Source organism: Streptomyces sp. NBC_00572 (assembly GCF_026341815.1).
Lineage (GTDB): Bacteria > Actinomycetota > Actinomycetes > Streptomycetales > Streptomycetaceae > Streptomyces.
In genome coordinates this window covers 102,781-123,424 of record NZ_JAPENX010000002.1, presented here as the reverse complement: position 1 = coordinate 123,424, position 20,644 = coordinate 102,781, and the positions used below count along the sequence as shown (strand labels likewise).

Here is a 20,644-nt window from a genome sequence, read left to right as displayed (position 1 = left end):
GCCATCCTCATCAGAAAACGCTCCCCGAAAGACCCTGGGCACCGCCGACCGAAACGGACTGGGATGAAACGACCCACGCTGGAAGTGGTCGCCGCGCGCGCGGGGGTGTCCAAGTCGAGCGTCTCCCGCGTCGTCAACGGCGAGGCGACAGTGGCGCCGGAGATCCGCGACGTCGTCATGCGGGCCGTGCGCGAACTCGGATACGTGCCCAACGCCGCCGCCCGGAACCTGGTGACGCGCAGGACCGACGCCGTGGCCGTGGTCGTCTCCGACCCCCCGCAGGGCGTCGTCTCCGACGATCCCCTGTTCGCCACCGTCGTGCGCGCCGTGAGCCGGGAACTGGAGGCCGCGGGCAAACAGGTCGTACTGATGCTGGCCGAGTCCGACCGCAGCCGGGCCAGAGTCGAGCACTACGTCGCCGGGGGGCACGTGGACGGCGTCATGCTGATCGCCCTGCACGGCACCGACCCGCTGCCGGCGGCATTGGCCAGGACGGGCCTGCCCACGGCCTCGTTCAACCGCACCAACGCACCGGACGTCCCGTACGTGGGCCTGGACAACGCGAGCGGCGCGGCCCTGGCCGTCCGGCACCTGCTGGAGCGGGGCCGACGCCGCATCGCCGTCATCACCGGACCGCTGGAGCTCTACGAGTCCCGGGAGCGCCTCGACGGCTACCGGGACGCGCTGCGCGACACCGGGCGCCGGTCGATCGTCGCGCTGGGCGACTTCACCAGGGCCTCCGGGGCCGAGGCCATGCGCCAACTCCTCGACGACGACCCCGCGTTGGACGCCGTCTTCGCGAGCAACGACTTGATGGCGATCGGGGCCCTGCGCACCCTGCGGGAGGCAGGCCGCCGGGTCCCCGAGGACGTCGCCGTCGTCGGCTTCGACGACATCGAAGCCGCTTCGTACACCACTCCGGCACTCACCTCCGTACGCAGCCCCATGGCTGACCAGGCCAGAGCGACGGTCCGGCTCCTGCTGGGACTGATCGAAGGCGGTCCCAGGGAACCCGTGATCATGCCGAACGAGCTGGTGGTGCGCGAGTCGACCTGACCAGTTGCTGCGAACGACCGAAGGCCGGAAGGCCCCCCTGGTACCGCGTCACACGCCAGGCGTCGTCTCACAGGGCGGGGCTGCCGTCGACGGGGTGGCGACATGGTTCAGGCAGTGGTCGAGGAGATCGTTCATATGGCGCACGGGGAGGGACGGGTTGGCCGCCGCGCGCTGCGCCGTGCGTGGGGCGGTGAGGAGGGTTTCCAGGGTCTCCGGTGGCAGGTCGGGGTTGGCGGGGTCCGGCGTGCCCTCTGATGATCAGTCGGTGACGACGACGTCCTTGGCCTGCGGGGCCTTTGCCTCGACGGGCCTGTTGTAGCGCGAGTAAGTGGTCGTCCCCGGCATCTCGCCGCGCGTGTTGACGATTTTCAGGAGATACGGGGGGCCCTCCGCGGCGATGTAGACGGTGGTCGTCTCGCCGTCGCTGCCGACCGGTTTCGCCAGCTTCAGCGCCTTTTGCCCGTCGATGGTGGTCGCCTCGGCCTTCGCGGAGGCGTCGTCCCAGCCGTTCTCCAAACCGGTGGGGGTTCTCTCCTCGCCGGGGGTTCTCTTCCCTCCGCAGAGCGCCAGTTCGTCCGGGGCGTCGGGGCCGTCGAGGGGCGGCTTCGTCCAGCGGCCCCTGAGGTCCTCGATCAGGGCCTCCAGGTCCTTCGGGCTACGGTGTCGCTCCTGCATGCGCAGGAGCGCCTCGTCCCGGCGCAGGTACACGTCCTTGTTGTCGATCATGATCATTTCGGCCGTGCCCGCTGGGCCGTAGGACATCGTGGCGGTGCAGTTCCCCCGGCTGTCGTGGGAGAGGTGGCCCTTCATCGGTGTTCCCCAAGAGAGTGCGTCGGTGTGAACGGTCACGGACTTCGCCGACTCCGTCGCCCTGATCGCCCTGCCGAGAATCTCGGCTTGGGGCAGGTCGCCCAGGTGCGGACTGCAGGCGGTGGCGGAGAGAGTGACGGCCACGCAGACCAGGGTGGCGGCGGGGCGGCGGAGTACGACGGGCATGGTGTCAGTGTCTCCGAGGGGGATGAACGGAGGAAGGGGCCCCGTAGGGACAAGGCAGTTGCCTTGACGGCCGGGTCGCTGAGCGCCCGGACACAGGTCGATCACCGACCTGACCCTCGGCTCCCTCCGCGTCCGGGGCCGGCAGCGGGGCCCGTACGTCCCCGCGAAAACCTGTGGAACGGCGGCACCGTGCGCCCGTACCGTGCTGCCGAGCCACGTCGTCGAGCCAAGGGCAGGCCGTTGTACACCGTCTGAGACCCCCCGAGCGCTGAATCGTCGCGCGTCGCGCCCTGCGCGCCGCGCTCCTTCTTGCTGCGGATTTCCAACTGATACCGGTGTACTCCTGTGCTCAACAGCTGGGTGGTCATGCCCACCTGCCTTCCTGCAGTCCTCCGCCGTTGCCACACCTGCGGATCCGAACGCTTCCGGGCGAACGGCAAGTTCCGCGTCAACGCGAACCACAAGCTCCTCGACGCCTGGCTCCTCGTGCTCTGCACCTCCTGCGGGGAGACGGCGAAGCTCACGGTCCTGGAGCGGGCGAACGTCCGCTCCGTACGACCTGAGCTGCTCGACCGGATGCACGACAACGACCTGCGTCTGGCAGCCGAGTTGCTCCAGGATCCGGGCCTACGGCGCCGCAACCACGTCGCACTCGACTGGGACGGTGCCTGGCGCCTCGACACCGGCGGATCGGATCACCTGGTCGGCGAGGCCGTCGACGTCTCGGTCCGCTTCGCCGCCCGGATTCCCGTACGGCCGGTCCGGCTGATCGCCGAAGGCTTCGGTATGTCACGGGCCGAGGTCAAGAGACTGATCGCGGAGGACAGGATCGTCTCGGCGGCCCGGCTGAGCGGCCGGCTCTCCGGCGACTTCACCTTCCTGCTCAAGCGCTGAGCCCTCCAGGGGACCAGGGTCTGTCCGGCAGCATCCGCCGCCGGACAGACCCTAGGGGGTGTCTTGTCGATCAGGCCGGGCTCGCGGCGTCTGGCACCGCGCCTCGCCGCGTTGTCGTCGGTCGGCATGGCTCCGCCATGCCTCCCTCCTCCGCCTTGCGATGCACGGCACCAGACGCCGCTCCCTGATCCGGCCTGATCGACAAGACACCCCCTAGTCCTGCCAGTAGAAAAGCAGCGCGTCGACCGTGAGGGAGTTCCGTCCGCCGAAGTAGTAGACACAGAGGTCCGTGACCCGGATCGCGCCCGTCTCCCCGTCGATCCAGCGGAAGCCCGCTGCTTCGAGCGCACGGCAGGCGGTGTCGGGAGCGTCCTCCTCGGCGGTCGCGAACGGGCCGAGGGTGCTGATCAGCAGCCGCTCCCCGCCGACCTCGATCACGTAATACGTCCCGTCCCCCTGCTGGTTGTCCTCACCGCAGGAGACCGGGGGCTTCGGCTCCAGGCCGGCCGCCGTGAGGGCGGCCGTCGCCCGGCGGAGCAGGTCCTCCACGTCGGGGCGGGCGGGCGGCTCGGCGCACACGGCCTCGATGCGCCACCGGGGGTCGCTCGTGCGCTGACAACAGAGACCGTACTCGTGCACGATCGCACGGCGGAGTTCCTCGTCCAGGCCCTCGACCTCGACCCTGGGGCGTCCCAGACGTTCGTAGACCACCCGGGCCTCGGCCCTGTCCTCGGTGAGGCCGTACAGCGCGTACGCAGCCCAGACCTTCGCCTCCGTCGTCGGCGCCTCGTCGAGGTAGGCGCGGAGACGGTCCGCGCCGGTCGCGAGCGACTGCGCGGCGTACGCGACCCGCCGGTCCGGGTCCGCGAGCGCGTAGGTCACGTCCTTGTCGGCGCGGTACCGCATCCAGACGCGGAACTCCCGGTCCTCGGGGCGCTCCTCGCCGAGTTGCGCCAGGATCGCGTCCGCTCCGTACCGGTCCACGAGCCCGTCCAGACCGGCATCGCCCGCGTCGCGGTCTCGCCGCCCCGGCGAGGCGGCGAGGGTCGCCAGTTCGCGCGCGGCCGAGCGGTCGCCGAGCAGGCCCCGCGCCTTCAGGAAGGCCGCGCCCATGCCGTACGAGGTGTCGGACGTGCGGTCCTCGTGCCGCAGCCAGGGCAGCAGCTCCGTCCGGTCGGCGAGCAGGTCGAGGAGGGCTCGGCGCACCTCGGGGGTGTCCCCGGGGTCCTGGACGCGCGCGATCAGCCCGGGGACGTACCGCTCGGGGACCCGGCCGGTCAGCGCGATCACGCACGGCCTACGGCGCCACCACGGGTGCCCGGGGTCCGCCACGTAGCGGGCAAGTTCCTCCGCGCCGACCTCCCGCAGGCCTTCGGTGTCGTCGAATCCGGCCTGAGGGATCAGAGCCTCGATGCTTCGCATCCGGGGATGCTACTGCCCCGTCAACGCGCTGAGCAGGCGGATTTCACGCACGCGCGCACGGTCTGCCCGATGGGGACACCATGGACTTATGACGCTGCCTACGCTGCCCGGCGAGCGTGGCCTCGCCGTCGTCGAGGCGCCGTCCGTGCTCGGATTGCGGCCGTCCGGGGTCCAGGAGCTACCGGAGGCCGTGCTCGGCGGAGTGGCGCGGGTCGCGCGGGTCGAACCACCCGCGTACGACCCGGTGAGGGACGTCGAGACCGGGGTGCTCAACCCGGATGGCATCGCGCGGTACTCGGCAGAGCTGGCGGACGTCGTCGGCGAGGTGCTCGACTCCGGGCGCTTTCCCGTCGTGCTGGGCGGCGACTGCAGCATTCTGCTCGGGAACCTGCTCGCTCTGCGGCGCAGGGGGCGGTACGGGCTGCTGTTCCTCGACGGACACACGGACTTCTACCAGCCGTCCGCCGAGCCCACCGGCGAGGTCGCGTCGATGGAACTCGCCTTGGCCACCGGACGTGGGCCCCGGCCGCTCGCCGACCTGGAGGGCCGGGGGCCGCTCGTGCAGGACGAGGACGTCGTCGCGTTCGGGTTCCGTGACGCCGACGAGTCCGCCGCGGCGGGGAGCCGGCCGCTCCCGCCGCGGCTGTACGCCCTCGCCCTCGACGACGTGCGCGCGGCCGGCGCGGCCGCGGCCGCGCGCGGCGCCGTCACCCGGATCGCCGAGTGGGAGGGGTACTGGGTCCACCTCGACGTCGACGTCCTGGACGACGCGATCATGCCCGCCGTCGACTACCGACAGCCCGGCGGGCTGAGCTGGGCCGAACTGGAGGACGTGCTGAGGACGGCCCTGGGTCACGAGCGTGCCGTCGGGTTCGACGTCACGATCTTCAACCCGCGGCTCGACCCCGGCGGGACGATCGCCGACCGCCTGACCGACTGCCTGCGGCGGGCCCTGGCGGTCGAGGGCCCGCCGGTCTAGCGCTCTGGCGGTCTGGAGCCCTGCCGGCCCGGGGCCATGGGCGACTGGCGACTGCAGGAGCCGGCCGCCGGTTTCACTCGGCTGCGCCGCACTGCTGCGCCGCCTCGGCTGAGCGGCGAGCGTATCTGCTTCAGCACCGGAGGCGCTCCGAGCGGACAGGTTCGAGCATGGCGCGGCGACCCGGCCGCCGTCAGCGCCGTCCTCCCCGCCTGCGTCGTATCCAGATCCCGGCGGCGGCTCCGGCGAGTGAGGCGACCGCGAGCCCGACCGTGGTCAGCCAGGGACCCCAGGTCTGGTCGTCCACGTCTTCGGCCGCGGAGCGAGACGTCGACGTGGACCGGGAAGCCTCGGGAGCCGACGGCGTCTCCTGCGTCCCCGGAGGAGTGTGGGTGGATGGGGTGGCTGCGGTCCCGCCCGGAACCGACGAGACACCGGGCGATGAGGGGACCGCCGCAACCGTCAACTGCCGCTCGGCGTGCCCCAGTGCGGGCTGTCCGGCTGCCACCGTGACCTTCCAGATGCCGGTCGGCAGGGCTTCGGTGGTGGTCCAGTCGGTCGGGCGGGCGCCGCGGACGAGTTTCCAAGGGCCCGCCGTATGGCGGCCGTCCGCGCTGACAGCGCTGACCAGGGCGGCGACCTGCTCGTCGACGGCGTCGCCGTCGTTCTCCCAGGTCACCTTGGTCAGGACGTGGCCGTCCCGGTGACCGGTGATGACCACGTCCAGGTTGTCGCCGTGTGCGGCGGCGGGCTGCGGCACGGCGAGGCCGAGGCCGAGGCCGAGCGCTGCGGTGACGACGCGTGCGGTTCGGGTGGCGGTGTGCATGGCGGTGCTCCGGTCCGGTGCTGGAGGGAAGGCGTGGGTTGCGGGGCGTGGGCTTGCGCCGCTGGGGCTGACGAAGCGTGGCGCCCGCGAGGCGCGGGGGCTCGCGAGGGCGAGCCGCCGATCGGCGGCCCGCCCTCGCGAGCGACGCGGATGCGACCTTCGGGCCGGCTCAGCCGGCCGGGCGGGCCGTCCAGATCTGTGCCTGTCGTCCGTCCACGCGCTGGAGGTCGAGCAGCCAGGACCCGTAGTACGGGCGGCTGCTGACGGTCAGGGCGTAGGACCCGCTCCGGTCGGTGAGCGTGACGGCGCCGTTCGCGACCGTCATCCGCCACTGCTGGGCAGAGGAACCGGCGGCACAGGGCTGCTGGGCCACCCACATGCCGGGGGCGGGCGTGCCGCCGGGCTGCAGGCACTTGGCGGAGGCCGCCGACCGGACGCGTACGAGACCACTTCCCGCGTCGTCGAAGTACCACTGCTGCTGCTCGTACCCGTTGCTCTGAGCACCGACCAGGACCGTGCCGTCGGCGCTCCGGCCGCCCCACAGCTGGGCGCTCAGCCCGGTGCTGCCGTTGGAGAGCAGATAGCGGGTGCCGGGGGTGGTGGTGCCGCCCGCTCCGGCGGTACGGAAGCTCGTCGCGCGGCCCGGTCCGCTGTCACGGCCCTGGCCGTCGCGGACGGAGACGGCGGCGGTGTGCGAGGTGCCCGGCCGCAGGTTGTAGATCCGCAGCGCGGTGCCCTGGACCCAGGTCAGGTGCCTGCCGTCGAGGAGTACCTGGTACCAGGACGCTCCGCTGACCCGCGGCCAGCTCACCACGACGGAGTCCGCCTGGATCTGGCCGACCGTCACGTCCGGTCCGGCGCCCGGCCGCGGCCCGGTCGGCGTGGGTGTGGGCGTGCGGGTGGGGGTAGGGGTGGATGTCGGGCTGGGTGTGGGATTCGGTGTCGGGTCCGGCCCGGTTCCGCCGCCCTTGGTCCGCATGAGGAACTGGTTGTCGGCGATGTTCCAGTGCGTGGCGAGATAGCTGCCGGCCCGCGGGCTGGTGTGGAAGTAGTCGTCGTGATTGCAGTCGAGGATGTTCTCGGAGGCCCGGTTGGTGCAGACGTTACGCATCTGCGGGTAGTACGGGCTGTCCGAGTAGCACATCACGTCCCACTCGTCCGTACAGTGGGCACCCCGGCTGGTGTTGGGCGCGCTGTTGTTGACCGCGCCCAGATTGTGGCCGAGTTCGTGGGCCGCGGTGTGGCCACCCCAGCAGCCGCTGTCCGTACGCCCGTACGAGGGGCCGAAGTTGCTCAGGTTGGACTGGCCCGGCCGCTCGTCCCCGGCGAAGGTGCCGATGCCGCAGTACACCTGGGCTTCGGCGAAGATCATGTACTTGCGGTCGCGTCGGTCGAGGCCCTTGGCGGCGAGCGCGCGGTTGGTGGCGCTGAACTCGGCCAGTGCGGAGTCGGGGAGTTCGATGTTGAGGACGGTGGGCGTGCAGTCCGCGGCAGCCACGTACCGGATGTGGCGGACGCCGCCGGTCTCTTCGGCGCTGACCGAGTAGATGAGGTCGGCGTCGGCGGCCCACTTGCGGAAGGAGGCGAGGTACTCGGAGTACCGGTCGCGTCCCGGGCCGTGGACGTAGACGACCTGGACCCGGTTGCCGGAGCTGCCGTCACTGTCGCACTGGACGGTCTGCCCGGCGGGCCCCGCGGCGGCCGTGGTGCTCCCGGTGGCGGCAGGAGCGGCGGCGGTGGAGGGGCTCGGCGACGCGCCGGCGGCCGGGGTACGCGGGCCCTGGGCGTCGACGGCGGGCGTGTCCCGCGAGGGTCCCTGGCTCTTACGGGGCGCGGGCTGCGGCGCGGCCGGCTTGGCGGGATCGGCCGCAGGTGTCACGGACTTGACCGCGGGGGGAGTGTCCTTCTTGATGTCGACGCCCTTGGGTGGCGCGTCGGGGCCGTGGGTGCACAAACCGGTGGCTGTGGCGTAGACGCCCGCGCAGCGGTCTCCCTCAGGGGCCACCTTGAGCCCGTCGTACACCATGCCCTTGGCCGGCTGGTTCGTCGGCTTCTTCTGGATCGGCTCGGGCTCCACGCTCCTGGCCGGCGCGGCGGCGGGAACGGGGGTGTCGGCGATCTCCGCGATGTCGGTGACGGGGGTCTCTAGGCGGGCGAGCGGAGCCTTGCCCGAGTCCGCGCGCCCCGCTCCGTAGGCGATCCCCCCGGCTATGACCGCCGCGATGGCCATCGCGGCGGTCACGCCTATGAAGGGTCTGCGAGGCCGTGCCCCGCGTGCCTGACTCTCCTTCGGCTTTCTATGTCTAGACATGCACACCTCAACTCTTTGGTCAGAAGACTGGGTGCGCGGAAGCCTGTCAGAACCTCCCGGTGAAGAATTCGGACAAAGGGGAGAGTGCTCAAAGAATCCATTCCGTTACCTACGCTTCCGTATCTGATGAACACTCAATTAACTTTAGAATAAGGGTAGTTGGCTTCGCTCGGGAGGCTTGGTCCAGGCCTTTCCGGTGATCACGTTATGTAATTGAAATAAACGCCGATGGTTATTGACGCGAATTCAGTGAAGGATTCACCTAATTTCTCACCTCGCGAATCCCTTCGATCACCACCCGTGATCACCTGGCCCACGCGGCTTTCGATCCTGCCCAGCTCCCGGCCCGGCCGACGACGAAGGCATCGACGTGGTGCGCCCGCAGGCGCGATGGGGGAGGCGGTGACGGTTGTTCACCTGACCCGGCTGCCGGAGCGCTTGCGACGACCGCGGCGGTAGCGGCGTGATGAGCCGGACGTGCGACAGGAACAGCGAGGACGCCCTTGGAGAGTGGGACGAGGTGGATGGAACGTGCCGCCGAACGGGGCCTTCTCGCGTGTCCCGTCATCACCGTTCACCAGGCAGGCGCGGGGGTGGGCAACCCTTGCTGCAGGCTCCTCGATTTGCTCGCCCGGTCGGGCGGCCGGCCGGGTGCCGTCTGATGGCTGCGGAGAGGGTGGAGGTGGGGGAGTGCCCAGGGGGCCGCTCTTGTCCCTGCGCGGGATCACCAAGCACTTCGGCGGGGTCGTCGCTCTCGACTCGGTCGATCTCCAGGTGGACCGGGGGCAGGTGCTCGGTCTGGTGGGTGACAGCGGAGCCGGCAAGAGCACACTGGTCAAGGCGGTTTCCGGGGTGGTCCCGCCGGATGGGGGGACCATCGAGTGGCAGGGCGTTCCCGTCGAGCTACGCCGGCCCGCCGATGCCCAACGGCTCGGCATCGCCACCGTCTACCAAGACCCGTCGCTGGTCGACCGCCTGGACGTGGTCGCCAACCTCTACCTCGGCCGCGAACTGCGCAGGTTCGGAGTTCTGCGGCAGATCGAGATAGAGAAGCGGTCCATTGCACTGTTCGAACGACTCGCCATCAGCCTTCCCGGTATCCGAACCCCCGTGAAGGCTCTCACCCTGAGCCAACGTCAAACGGTCGCCATCGCGCGGGCGCTGCTGGGCAGGCCTGAGCTGGTCGTTCTCGACGAGCCGACCGCCACGCTCACCGTGGAACAGACCTCGCGCATGCTTGACCTGATCCGCCGGCTGCGGGACCAGGGTCACGCGGTGATCATGGTCAGCCACAACCTCGACGACGTTCAAGCGGTCGCTGATCGCATCACCGTGCTCCGGCTGGGCTGCAACGGAGGCGAGTTCGAATCCCGGTACACCAGCCAAGAGCAGCTCGCGGGCGCCATCAGCGGCGGCCATCCGCTCGCGGTGACTCTCCAGCAGAGCCTGCTGCCGCGTGGGCTGCCGGCGCAGGACGCCGTCGAGGCCGCCCACCGGTACCTTCCCGCACATTCGGGGGTGGGCGGAGACTGGTTCGACGTGATCCCGCTGTCCGGTGCCCGCGTCGCACTCGTGGTCGGTGACGTCGTCGGACACGGCCTGCACGCCGCCGCCACCATGGGACGACTGCGCACCGCCGTGAACAACCTCGCCATGCTCGATCTGCCGCCTGACGAACTCCTCACCCACCTCGACGAGGTCGTTGCCCGCATCGACGATGAGCAGTCGGCCGGCGGCCGCGAGGACGCTGTCGTCGGCGCCACCTGCCTCTACGCGATCTACGACCCGGTCGCCTGCCGCTGCCAGCTTGCCCGCGCCGGGCACCTGCCGGCCATGCTGGTGAGCCCCGACGGCACCACGGACATCCCCGAAACGCCGGTCGGACCGCCTCTGGGTCTGCGCGGGCTGCCTTTCACCACGGTCGAGTTCGACGTCCCCGAGGGCAGTCAGCTGGTCTTCTACACCGACGGGTTGGTGGAGTCACGGACCCACGACATCGACGTGGGCCTGGAGCGGTTGCGCACACTCCTGTCCCACCCCGGGCGCAGTCCGGAGGAGACCTGCCAGGCCGTGCTCAGGGGGATGCTTCCGGCAGATTCGGCCGACGACGTTGCCCTGCTGGTCGCGCGTACCCGCGCGTTGCCCGGCGACAGGATCGCCGAGTGGAACGTCCCGCCCGACCCTTCGGCGGTGGCCGTCGGCCGGGCCGCTGCCACGGCCCAGCTGCGCCGCTGGGGTCTGGAGGAACTGGTCCTCGGTACGGAGCTGATCCTGAGTGAACTGGTCACCAATGCCATCCGGCATGGTGGCAGCCCGATCGGCGTGCGTCTGGTGTATGCGCGGACGCTGATCTGCCAGGTCGCCGACGCCAGCAGTACCTCGCCGCGACTGCGGCTGGCAGCGGAAACGGATGAGGGCGGGCGAGGTCTGTTCCTGGTCGGACAGATCGCCCAGCGGTGGGGGACGCGGTACACCGAGACCGGGAAGATCATCTGGACCGAACAGCAGTTGCCCTGACGACAAGGCGCCGCGTGTCGGAGGCTCGCCATGATGAAGCCCGAAGCCCGAAGCCCGAAGCCCGAAGCCCGAAGCCCGAAGCCCGAAGCCCAAATCCTGAGTCCGCAGTCCGCAGTCCGCAGTCCGCAGTCCGCAGTCCGCAGTCCGCCGAGCGACGGGCGCCGGGCGACGGGCGCCCTGAGACCCTCACAGCATCGGATCGCTGCCCGTGTCTTCCGGTGGCGCGGTCACGAGCGCGGCTACAGGGTCGGCGTCCCCGTGCGACCTCTGCGCGGGTGGGCGACGACGCTGCGGCGCACGGTGCCGGTAGGGCGAGTCGGGGCGCGACCGCCACGACCTCCCGCCACCAGTACCCCGACAACGGCGCCCGCGGGTCGAACGCCTGACTCCCGGCCGCCTGCCCGAAAGGATGAACGGCGCCCGTCGACGGCGTTTCGCCCCGGTGTCGCCGTCACCCTGCTGACGTGCGCAAGGAGCTCGAATTCACGGTCCCGCCCCAGCGGCCGTCCCGTCCCGCCGCCGTCCCGGCCCCGCCTGCCCCCGGCCCGCCCCGTCACCGGCCCGCGCCCTCGCTGAGGGACCGGACGCGGTACTGGGTGGACCGGACCGTGGTGAAGGGCATGACCACGGTCGCGGGCTGGCTCGCGGTGGTCTGTCTGGCGGTGGTGGCGCCGGCGAGCGCCCTCCTCGTCTGGACCGACAATCGCTCGCCCGACACCGTCCAGGGCAAGGTGGCGACCGTCTGGCGGACCGTCGGCCAGACCCTCCGGCTCGGCGGCGAGGTCGGCCCGCCGCTGCGGATGGTCCTCTCCGTCCTGCTGGCCCTCGTCTCCCTGCTCTACGTCTCCACCCTCGTCGGCCTCGTCACCACCGCGATCACCGACCGGCTGACCGAGCTTCAGCGTGGCCAGTCGACGGTCGTGGAGCGCGGCCACTCACTGGTCCTCGGTTGGTCCGAGCAGACCCCGACGCTCGTCGCCGAACTGCTCGCCGCTCATGCCCAGCGGCGGAACAGCGCGGTCGTGGTCCTCGCCGACCGTGACAAGCTCGACATGGAACGGGAGTTACGGGCGGTTCTCACCGCCGTCGGCGGCCGACACGTCCGGCTGCTCTGCCGCCGGGGCCGCCCCGCCGACCCGGCGGCTCTCGCCCGTGTCAGCCCGGCCGCCGCCGGGGCGGTCGTGGTGCTGCCGCCGGACACCCCCGAGGCCGACACCCAGGTCGTCAAGACGCTGCTCGCGGTGCGGGCCGTGGTCGGCGACGCGAGCCCGGTACGCGTCGTGGCGGCGGTCCGGCAGACCCAGAACGTCGCCACCGCTCGGCTCGCCGCCGGGCCCGGCGCGGTCGTCCTCGACGTCGACGGCATCGCGGCCCGGACCCTCGTCCAGTGTGTCCTCGAACCCGGACTGTCGCGCGTCCTGGAGGACCTGCTCGACTTCGCCGGTGCCGAGCTGCACGTCCACCGTGTTCCCGGGCTCGGCGGCCGGACCTTCGCCGACCTGCGGGCGGCGTGCGCGGACGCGTGTGTGGTGGGCCTCGTACGCCCGGACGGCTCGCCGCTCCTCAACCCGCCGCCGCAGACAGTCCTCGGCCCCGGCGACGCCGTCGTCGTCCTGGCCGAGGACGAGACCCCACCGACCTGGACGGCGACCCCGGCAACACCGCCCCCGCCGCCCCCGTACGTGAAGGCAACGGAAGCGGCCGACGTCCACGCAGCCCCCCGCCGAGTCCTCGTCCTCGGCTGGAACCGGCGCGGCGCGGAGATCGTCGACGGCCTCGCCCGCAACGGCTGGGAGGCGGTCCGTGAGACGACCCTCCCCGCGCCTGACCCAGCCCACCACGTCCTCGTCCTCGGCGGCCCCGACGGCCACCCCGACCCCGACGAGCACACCCTCGTCACCCTCCTCCGGCTCCGCGCCGCCGAACGCGAGTCGGGCCGCCGGAGCCCCACCGTCGCCGAACTGACGGACGCCCAGCACTGCCCCCTCGCCCCGGCCGGCCCGCACACGGACCTCGTGGTCGGCGGGCGGCTCGTCGGCCTGCTCATGGCCCAGGTCTCGCAGACCACGGAACTCGCGGCGGCCTTCGACGAGCTCTTCTCCCCGGCGGGCAACGCGGTCCGCCTCCGCCCCGCCACCGACTACGTCCCCGCCGGGACCGAGGCGCCCTTCGCCACACTCGTCGAGGCGGCCGGCCGGCAGGACGCCACCGCCCTCGGCTACCGCCCCGGCGACTCCATGGTCCCGCTCCTCAACCCGCCGAAGACCGGAACGCGCCGCTGGTCGCACGAGGACACCCTGATCGTCGTCACCACGGCCGGAACCCTCCAGCCCCAAGAGGGCCCTGCCAGGACGGCCGATACACGGGTCTTTCCCTGAGACGGCACGGAAAAGCGCGGTGGCGCTTGAGAAGGCGCCGACGGGATCAGGAAGGACCGCGGAGTGGGGGCCGTCGACGCCCTAGGTGAAAGCCGCAGTCCAGATACGCCATGCAGTCGAATCCGTCGCGGTGACGCCCAGCGGGGGACGGGTTGCCGTGGGCACCGGCACGCGCGGTGACCCGGATCAGGTGGGCGTCGACCGACCGGTCAGGAATCGAGAAGCTCCGGCTGCGCCCGGCCCCTAGCGTGATGGTCATGGCAACCAACACTTCCACCGCAGCCCACACGTCCCTCGCGTCCGTCATCCTTGAGGTGGCCGACCTTGAGGCCGCTCGCGGCTTCTACAGTGCCTTCGGCGTGGACACGCACATACGCCTGCGGGCGTCCGACGCGCACTCCACCGGATTCCGCGGCTTCACCCTGGCGCTCACGGTGTCCGGGCCGGCCACCGTCGACCACTTCGTCGGCGCCGCCCTGGAGGCCGGAGCCACGGTCCTGAAGCCCGCCGTGAAGTCGCTGTGGGGCTACGGCGGCGTCGTACAGGCCCCGGACGGGACGATCTGGAAGATCGCGACCTCGGAGAAGAAGGACACCGGCCCCGCCACCCGAGAGATCGACGAGGTCGTCCTGCTCCTCGGCGTCGAGGACGTGAAGGCCACCAAGCAGCTCTACGCCGGCCGGGGCCTGAGCGTGGCCAAGAGCTTCGGTGGCAAGTACGTCGAGTTCGCCCCCGGTCAGTCCAGCCCCGTCAAGCTGGCGCTGTACAAGCGCCGTGCCCTTGCCAAGGACCTCGGCGTCCCCGCTGACGGCACCGGCTCGCACCGTGTCGTCCTGGGCGGCACCGCCGACGCCTTCACCGACCCGGACGGGTTCGCCTGGGAGGCCGCCGCGTCGCTCGCCCCCACGCCGTCCTGACCTCCGGCCCATTCCTACCGATCGAACGGCAAGCACGCGCAGATGTGACATCCGAGACCTGGCCCGGATGCCAGGCACCTGTCCATCCACACTGCGAGGAGTAAGACATGAAGGCACACGTCAGCTCGATCCTTCTCGGCGTCCGGGACATGGACCGGGCCAAGCAGTTCTACACCGAGGGACTCGGCTGGAAGATCAAGAACGACTACGGCATCTCGGTGTTCTTCGAACCGGACGGCGCCTCGCCCGTCGGCTTCTACAGCCGCGAAGGCCTGGCCGAGCAGGTGGGCACGAACCCGGAAGGCAGCGGCTTCAGCGGACTGGTTCTGACGTATGTCGTCCGCAGCGAGAGGCGGGTCGACGAGATCATGGCGGAGGCCGCGAAGGCCGGCGCCACGGTCCTCAAGCCCGCCGGTGCTCTGCCGTGGGGCGGGTACGGCGGTACCTTCGGCGACCCGGACGGCTACGTCTGGAGTCTCGGCTACAGCACCCAGGGAACCGACCAGCCCTACGCCGAGTAGCCGCGACTTCTTGCCTCACCGCCGTCCAGGGCACCGCCAAGGGCCCCGGTGGGGAAGGGTGAGCGGCCATCGAAGCCGGGTGGGCCGGATCCGCAGTGAGCCGCCAGAACAAACAGGAGCAAGATCATGAAGTTTTCGGCCTACGTCGAGCCACCTGAGCCCATGCGGGGCCTGGAAGTTCCGTCCGAGGTGGTAGCAGCGCTCGGCGGGGGCCCACGGCCTCCGGTGACGATCACAGTCAACGGGCATTCCTGGAAGAGCCGGGTCGCCCTCCTGCGAGGCCGCCACCTGCTCGGCCTCAGCAACGCCAACCGGCAGGCCGCAGATGTCGCGATCGGCGAGCAGGTCGAGGTCGAGCTGGAGCTCGACACCGAGCCGCGCGTCGTCGTCGAGCCGGAGGACTTCACCCGCGCTCTGGACGACGACCCCGTCGCCCGCGCCGCGTACGACAACCTTGCGTACAGCCGCAAGCGCGAGCATGTGCGCGCCATCGAGAGCGCGAAGAAGCCCGAGACGCGCCGGCGGCGCATCGAGAAGGCCATCGTCACCCTGCGGGGCTGACCCCCGAAAGCGAAGACTCCGGCGGCACTGCAATCGCCGTACGGAAGCCTGACCCTGCCCACTTCCTCCTGAAGGAACACGCATGTCGAAACGCCTCATGACCGGTCTGTACTGGCTCATGGCCTGTGAGTTCGCGCTGGGCGCCGTGACCAAGTTCTGGCCAGGCGACACGGTATTCAGCTCGGCGTACTCCGTGAAATTCGTCGATTGGGGTTACCCGGCCTGGATGCGCTTCGTGGTCGGCGCCCTGGAAGGTGCCGCCGCGGTCCTGCTCGTCATCCCCAACAGGCGAGCACGCTTCCTGGGCGTCACGACCCTGATGTTCGTGCTCACCGGCGCGGCCACCACCCACATCGTCAACCACGACCCGGCAGCGGAGAGCTGGGCCGCACCGACCCACCTCGTCATCATGGGCATCCTCGCGCTGGCCAATTGGCCAGCCGACTGGCGAGACCTCCTGCGGGCTCCTGCCACGCCGGCAGCCCAAGCACCACGTCGATCCCAAGAGACGACAAGGGCGCGGTACCTCGAAGCGGGTTCTTGACCTGCACCGGCCGCTTTGCGAACCGCTTGCGCGGTGAAGGGCGAGGATCGGCGGAAGGCGATCGATGCCCCGGTCTGCCGCCGACGTGGATACCTCGAACAGGGCGCGAGCTGCCGCATCGTGAGGTTCGTGGGCCGGCGCGCAGCTACCAGCAGGGCCCGATCCTCCAGCGGAAGGCTCCACGGCCGGCCCTTGCGGACCGCGTCCCACCCTGGTGGCGCAGAACGGTCACCAACTGCCCGATGGCCCGAGGACTCAGCCCGGAGATCGGGGCTGTCCAGGAAGACTCCGACACCGTGATCACACCAGTCACACCAAGATCGTTCCATGGGGTGACCGGCGGCTCGGTCCGCCTCTCAGCTGCCGCTCAGCGGAGACGCCCACGTGGGGTCGTGTCGTGATCTCCTGGTGAGGTGGGCCAGCAGGTGCTCCGCCGCGATGGAGGCAGTGTCCTGCGGCGCACCGACCACGGTCAGGGCGGCGATGAGCCTTGCCGATGCTGTGTCGGGCACGTCCGGGTCGGTGAGGAGGGGAAGTAGCAGCAGGAAGCGGGTGGCCGTGTCCTGGACGCCTTCGGCCGCAAGGGACGGGCTGTCAGCGATCCGGATCAGTTCGTGCCATGCCAGCCCAGTGCCCGAGAAGTCTCCGTCCCACCTTGCGATCTGGTCGACGTGGCTTCTGCCCGGATGGGTGAGGAGGTAGTCGGTGCCGTAGTCGCCATCCACGTTTCGGTAGATCACCACGGCTCCGGGGCCGTCCTCTGCCGGCACTCTGAACACTGGCCAGTGTTCAGGATCGAAGAGGACCTCGGACAGGGCATCGGCATCGGCGCCGTCCTCACCGAACCACTCCGGAACCGGGCGCTCGGCACACTCCCCGTCGCTACACATCGCCAAGAGGTAATTCGACCAGAAGCCAGGGTGGCCCAGCAGTGACTCGCCCGGCACCAACGGGCCGACGTCGTATCCCTTGATCAGCACCCCTCGATCCTGTCACCAGCCACTGACACGGTCCGATCCGGTATCGGCAGGGGGTGCCGCCCAGTTATGGGACAGCCCTTATAGGCACTGCCAGGCGGATCATGTGATTACTAGGATCACGGAGTGTCCGATCCCTGTTGGTCAGCGCTGGCGGACTGAGCGGACTGAGCGGACGCGGCAGTGACGAGCGTTGCGGGTCGGGTACTTCCCGCAGCGGACGGCGAACGGGGAACTGTGGAAAGTCGACGGCTGCATGGTCGCCTCGGGGCAGCGGTGGCGCTGGTGCTCACGGTGTCCACTGCCATGCTTCTGGGCAGGTCGTGGAACGCCTGCGACGTGGGAGTGAACAACGCGGCCAACAGCGGCTTCCTGCTTTGGCTGTTCATCCCGGGTCTCTGGACAACCCTGCTGCTGGTCTGGGTCGCGGTGGGCGCCATTCTCGGGACCCTTCCGCTTCTCCGTGCCCTTGCCCTCGCGGTGACGCTCCTCGGTGTTGCCTGGTGCGCCATCTCGATCTTCTGGGAGGGCACCGCCGCCCCTGCGTGCCCTGGCGGCGTGCCCCCGTGGTGGCCAGCACGGGAGTTCTTCAGGCGGTGATGGTCCGGTCGACCTCGTTGCGGCGCCGGTAGTAGTCAGGGTCGAAGCTCCCGGTCGCGACAGACGGTCTTCACCTCCGGGGGCCTTCGAGCCACCGGGCGCCCGTCTCGGCCTCCCGCCCGGGCAGGACGTCGATCGGGCGGCGGGCTTCGAGGTCGACCAGCAGCGTCGCGTAGTTGTGACCCTTGAGCAGTGCGAACTCGTCCACCCCCAGAACCCGCACCGCCCCGGGTTCCTCACCGTCGGAGTACGCAGAAGCCGTAGCAGGGTGTCCTCCGCAACCGGCATCCCCATCCACCGGGCCGGGCGGGCTCCGGCCCGGTCGGCCGGCACCACAGCGACCCGCGCCGGCAGCTTGCGCAGTACTGGGGTGTGTCGGGCATGAGGACTGGTCAGGCCCGGAGTCTGGTCGGCGGAAGTCACTGTCGGGAATCCGGGGCTGGGGCACGTGAACTGACGGACCATCAGCCGGATCACCACCGGCGTCGTGCCCACGGCGGAGTCCGCCAGGCGGCGCTCGTACCGGCCGTGCACCCGCCACGACAGCGACCTGCACCGCGGGCATCTCGCCACGTCTGCCCGGGCCCGCGTACGAAACGTGACCACACCCGCGTCCCGCGAGATCGACTCCACCACCACACCCGAAAGATGCGGAAACAACCGCGTCAAACCCCCAGAACCGCACACTCGGAGAATGCCCAGATCAGCCGCCCAGCACCACAAGATCAGCGACAGAGCCACTGAAACTTGCTCAGGTTTGCCGTTCCGGATCAGGTCTCCGCCGGTACATGCCGGGTGGGGTTCCGTGCGTGCGTTTGAACGCGTTGGCGAAGGCGAACTCGGATGTGTAGCCCACTTGGGTGGCGATGGATCTCAGCGGTGCGTCCGAAGTCCGTAGCAGGCGCGCCGCCGTGGTCATCCGCCACCAGGTCAGGTAGCCGAGGGGCGGTTGGCCGACCAGCTTGGCAAAGCGTCTGGCGAAGGGTGCCCGGGAGAGCCCGGCGTCCGCAGCGAGTTTTGCCACGGTCCAGGGTGCCGCCGGGTCTCGGTGGATGGCGTGGAGGGCGGCGGTGACAGGCGGGTCGTTCAGTGCGGCGGCCCATCCCGTGGTGTTCTCCCGAGCAGGCTGCTCTTTGAACCAGATGCGCAGGATGTACAGCAGGAGTGCGTCCAGGAGCGCGGGGACGGCCGCGTCCGTGCCCAGGCGCGGTGTTTCCAACTCGGCGGCCAGGAGTGCCACTGCCGAGCGCAACTCGGGATGGCTGTCCGACTGCGCCGGCAAGTGGATCAGATCGGGGAGGGTCAGCAGCAGCGGGTGAGTGCGGGACGGGTCGAGTCGGTAGGCCCCGCAGAGCACGACGGTGGCCGGACCGAGGTCTCCGCTCCGGTCGATGCTGTCCGAGGCGTAGGCGTCGTACAGCTCGTGGTCGTCGGGGTCGCAGGCAGGGGCTGTCACCAGGGTTTCGGGGCTGTCGGCCAGGGTGTGCCCGCTGCCGTGGGGGAGGAACACCACATCGCCCGGGCTCAGTTGGACGGGCTCAGCGTCCGGGGGCAGCAGCCAGCAGGAACCCTGCAGGATCACCTGGAAGCCCGCCGACCCGGGGACGGAGGCGAACTCCTGTCCCCACGGGGCATGCCACCGCACGTGCGCCGACCGGGGCCGACCGGTCCGTGTCACCGCGACCACATCGCTGAGTACATCCATGTGCTGAGACTAGGGGCGCGAGACGTACGCGCATGAAGTGGGCAGCCTGACGCATGGATCGTCTCCTTGCGTGGTCCGTAGGTTTGCGGCATGACGATGATGAAGACCGCGCGTATCCACGAGTTCGGCGATACCTCCGTGATCCGCCACGATTCCGTTCCCCGTCCGCAGCCCGCCTTCGGCGAAGTAGTCGTCCATGTCGCCGCGACTTCGTTCAATCCCAGCGAGGCCGCTCTGCGCGCCGGGATGCTGCAGGCGTACCTCCCCGTGGACCTGCCTTACGCGCTCGGCTGGGACGTCGCCGGCACCGTGGCCGAGATCGGCGCGGGGGCGGAGGGCTTCGCCGTCGGTGACCGGGTCATCGGGCGGCTCGACAGCGGGGGTGCGGCTGCCGAGTACGTCAGGGCGCCCGCCGCCCTGCTCGTCGCGGCGCCGACGTCGATCGCTCTCGCGAACGCTGCGGCCCTTCCCGTGGCCGGTCTTACGGCCTGGCAGGCGGTTTTCGAGCACGGGAAGGTTGCCGCTGGTCACCGGGTGCTCGTCAACGGCGCGGGCGGCGGCGTCGGAGGCTTCGTGACACAGCTTGCCAAGCAGGCAGGGGCTGAGGTGATTGCCACGGCCAGTCCTCGGAGCACCGAGGCGGTCCTGAGGCAGGGGGCGGACCAAGTGATCGACTACACCTCCGGGCCGGTGGGCGCCGCGCTCGACGGTCCGGTGGACACTCTGCTCAATCTGGTCCCGCTGAGCCCGCCGGACGCCGCAGCTCTGGCGGCTCTGGTACGCCCGGGCGGGAGGATCATCTCGATCGCAACCCGGGTGGAACCGGCTGCCGATGCCGAGGTGAGCGCAATCCACATGGTCGCCCGCAACGATGTCGCACATCTCGCAGCGCTCGTGGAACTCGTCGACGCGGCCGCGCTCGGCATCGACATCAGCGAGTCACGTCCACTGGCCGACCTCGCGGATGTGCACCACCTCGGCGAATCAGGACGGACCCGAGGCAAGGTCATCATCACCCCTTGAGCCCTGACGGCGATTTCGAGCCCCGAGCCGGCCGGTCGCTGGGCACGTTCCCCCGTACCTGACTGAGCACCCCGGACGCGTACGCCGACCCAGGGCCTCGGTGTAGTGATCGGTCACGTCCAGGTCGGTGATCGAACCGACGGTCATCGTCTCCATCAGCCCGAGCGCGCCGTAGATATCGTCCTCGGTCAGCTCGGTCAGCTCGGTCAGCTCGGTCAGCTCGGTCAGCTCGGTCTCAGGAGGGACGATCTTGGAGGGGGAAGCCATGAAAATATGCTGCTCCCAGCGGGGCGGCGCTGACCTCCTCGGACGAACCAGACGAAGGAGTGCTCGCATGGGGGACATGCCGGCCGAGCGGCGTCGCATCCTGCAGTCGCCTCCCCTGAACTCGTTGCGGAGGCGGCTGGGAACCCGGGCGGG

19 protein-coding genes and 4 pseudogenes are annotated in these 20,644 nt (G+C 70.4%); 12 read left to right on the top strand and 11 right to left on the bottom strand.

Annotated elements, in window-relative coordinates:
- Nucleotides 1-63: 63 nt before the first annotated feature.
- Nucleotides 64-1,056: a LacI family DNA-binding transcriptional regulator gene (locus tag OG514_RS32860; protein WP_266901120.1), complete on the top strand. Its 993-nt coding sequence runs from the start codon at nt 64-66 to the stop codon at nt 1,054-1,056.
- Between the two features lie 258 nt (nt 1,057-1,314).
- On the opposite strand, the gene OG514_RS32855 is transcribed toward OG514_RS32860, so the two are convergent.
- Complete coding sequence (locus OG514_RS32855; protein ID WP_266901119.1) at nt 1,315-2,052, bottom strand: hypothetical protein; 738 nt, start codon at nt 2,050-2,052, stop codon at nt 1,315-1,317.
- 345 nt (nt 2,053-2,397) lie between these two features.
- On the opposite strand from OG514_RS32855, the gene OG514_RS32850 reads away from it, so the two are divergent.
- A complete protein-coding gene (locus tag OG514_RS32850) occupies nt 2,398-2,946 on the top strand; it encodes a DUF1062 domain-containing protein (RefSeq protein ID WP_266901118.1) in 549 nt (182 codons plus the stop codon).
- A gap of 213 nt (nt 2,947-3,159) precedes the next feature.
- On the opposite strand, the gene OG514_RS32845 is transcribed toward OG514_RS32850, so the two are convergent.
- Nucleotides 3,160-4,368, bottom strand: a complete 1,209-nt coding sequence (locus tag OG514_RS32845) for a hypothetical protein (RefSeq protein WP_266901117.1) — start codon at nt 4,366-4,368, stop codon at nt 3,160-3,162.
- Between the two features lie 88 nt (nt 4,369-4,456).
- Between OG514_RS32845 and OG514_RS32840 the strand changes: the two genes are divergently transcribed.
- Nucleotides 4,457-5,347, top strand: a complete 891-nt coding sequence (locus OG514_RS32840; protein WP_266901116.1) for an arginase family protein — start codon at nt 4,457-4,459, stop codon at nt 5,345-5,347.
- A 190-nt stretch (nt 5,348-5,537) separates the two neighbouring features.
- Here the strand turns inward: OG514_RS32840 and OG514_RS32835 are convergent, their stop codons facing one another.
- The gene (locus OG514_RS32835) at nt 5,538-6,170 is read right to left on the bottom strand and encodes a hypothetical protein (protein ID WP_266901115.1); all 633 of its coding nucleotides are present in this window, start codon (nt 6,168-6,170) and stop codon (nt 5,538-5,540) included.
- Between the two features lie 169 nt (nt 6,171-6,339).
- Nucleotides 6,340-8,412, bottom strand: coding sequence for an RICIN domain-containing protein (locus OG514_RS32830; RefSeq protein WP_266901114.1), 2,073 nt, complete (start codon nt 8,410-8,412; stop codon nt 6,340-6,342).
- Between the two features lie 546 nt (nt 8,413-8,958).
- Here OG514_RS32830 and OG514_RS32825 point away from each other — a divergent pair.
- From OG514_RS32825 to OG514_RS32815, 3 genes and pseudogenes are all read left to right on the top strand, one after another.
- Nucleotides 8,959-9,675: pseudogene (locus OG514_RS32825) on the top strand (ATP-binding cassette domain-containing protein); the annotation flags it as partial.
- 228 nt (nt 9,676-9,903) lie between these two features.
- Nucleotides 9,904-10,998 (top strand): annotated as a pseudogene (locus tag OG514_RS32820) (SpoIIE family protein phosphatase); the annotation flags it as partial.
- A 464-nt stretch (nt 10,999-11,462) separates the two neighbouring features.
- Nucleotides 11,463-13,376, top strand: a complete 1,914-nt coding sequence (locus OG514_RS32815) for an NAD-binding lipoprotein (RefSeq protein WP_266901113.1) — start codon at nt 11,463-11,465, stop codon at nt 13,374-13,376.
- Between the two features lie 46 nt (nt 13,377-13,422).
- Here OG514_RS32815 and OG514_RS39530 read toward each other — a convergent pair whose 3' ends face one another.
- Nucleotides 13,423-13,635, bottom strand: coding sequence for a 2OG-Fe dioxygenase family protein (locus OG514_RS39530; protein WP_353962714.1), 213 nt, complete (start codon nt 13,633-13,635; stop codon nt 13,423-13,425).
- Between OG514_RS39530 and OG514_RS32810 the strand changes: the two genes are divergently transcribed.
- From OG514_RS32810 to OG514_RS32795, 4 genes are all read left to right on the top strand, one after another.
- Complete coding sequence (locus OG514_RS32810) at nt 13,628-14,293, top strand: glyoxalase (RefSeq protein WP_266901112.1); 666 nt, start codon at nt 13,628-13,630, stop codon at nt 14,291-14,293. The two genes, OG514_RS39530 and OG514_RS32810, sit on opposite strands and share 8 nt — an antisense overlap.
- 107 nt (nt 14,294-14,400) lie before the next feature.
- Entirely contained in the window at nt 14,401-14,814 is a 414-nt protein-coding gene (locus OG514_RS32805; RefSeq protein WP_266901111.1) for a VOC family protein, read from the top strand.
- A gap of 126 nt (nt 14,815-14,940) precedes the next feature.
- The gene (locus tag OG514_RS32800) at nt 14,941-15,375 is read left to right on the top strand and encodes a YdeI/OmpD-associated family protein (protein ID WP_323181669.1); all 435 of its coding nucleotides are present in this window, start codon (nt 14,941-14,943) and stop codon (nt 15,373-15,375) included.
- An 82-nt stretch (nt 15,376-15,457) separates the two neighbouring features.
- Nucleotides 15,458-15,919, top strand: coding sequence for a DoxX family protein (locus tag OG514_RS32795; protein WP_266901110.1), 462 nt, complete (start codon nt 15,458-15,460; stop codon nt 15,917-15,919).
- 13 nt (nt 15,920-15,932) lie between these two features.
- Here the strand turns inward: OG514_RS32795 and OG514_RS32790 are convergent.
- Both OG514_RS32790 and OG514_RS32785 read right to left on the bottom strand, forming a co-directional pair.
- Nucleotides 15,933-16,232: pseudogene (locus OG514_RS32790) on the bottom strand (transposase family protein); the annotation flags it as partial.
- A gap of 43 nt (nt 16,233-16,275) precedes the next feature.
- Nucleotides 16,276-16,899 carry a hypothetical protein gene (locus OG514_RS32785; protein WP_266901109.1) on the bottom strand — a complete coding sequence of 208 codons (624 nt, stop codon included), beginning with the start codon at nt 16,897-16,899 and terminating at the stop codon, nt 16,276-16,278.
- 273 nt (nt 16,900-17,172) lie between these two features.
- Between OG514_RS32785 and OG514_RS32780 the strand changes: the two genes are divergently transcribed.
- On the top strand, nt 17,173-17,496 hold the full coding sequence (locus tag OG514_RS32780) for a hypothetical protein (protein ID WP_266901108.1): 324 nt from the start codon (nt 17,173-17,175) through the stop codon (nt 17,494-17,496).
- Between the two features lie 70 nt (nt 17,497-17,566).
- Here OG514_RS32780 and OG514_RS32775 read toward each other — a convergent pair whose 3' ends face one another.
- The 3 genes and pseudogenes from OG514_RS32775 to OG514_RS32770 form a co-directional block, all read right to left on the bottom strand.
- The gene (locus OG514_RS32775) at nt 17,567-17,719 is read right to left on the bottom strand and encodes a transposase (RefSeq protein ID WP_266901107.1); all 153 of its coding nucleotides are present in this window, start codon (nt 17,717-17,719) and stop codon (nt 17,567-17,569) included.
- A gap of 230 nt (nt 17,720-17,949) precedes the next feature.
- Nucleotides 17,950-18,069, bottom strand: a pseudogene (locus tag OG514_RS39525) (transposase family protein); the annotation flags it as partial.
- A gap of 178 nt (nt 18,070-18,247) precedes the next feature.
- A complete protein-coding gene (locus OG514_RS32770) occupies nt 18,248-19,201 on the bottom strand; it encodes an AraC family transcriptional regulator (RefSeq protein WP_266901106.1) in 954 nt (317 codons plus the stop codon).
- Nucleotides 19,202-19,291: 90 nt separating this feature from the next.
- Between OG514_RS32770 and OG514_RS32765 the strand changes: the two genes are divergently transcribed.
- Entirely contained in the window at nt 19,292-20,224 is a 933-nt protein-coding gene (locus tag OG514_RS32765; RefSeq protein ID WP_266901105.1) for an NADP-dependent oxidoreductase, read from the top strand.
- Here OG514_RS32765 and OG514_RS32760 read toward each other — a convergent pair.
- Nucleotides 20,186-20,491: a hypothetical protein gene (locus OG514_RS32760; protein ID WP_266901104.1), complete on the bottom strand. Its 306-nt coding sequence runs from the start codon at nt 20,489-20,491 to the stop codon at nt 20,186-20,188. The genes OG514_RS32765 and OG514_RS32760 overlap by 39 nt on opposite strands.
- Nucleotides 20,492-20,644 lie beyond the last annotated feature (153 nt).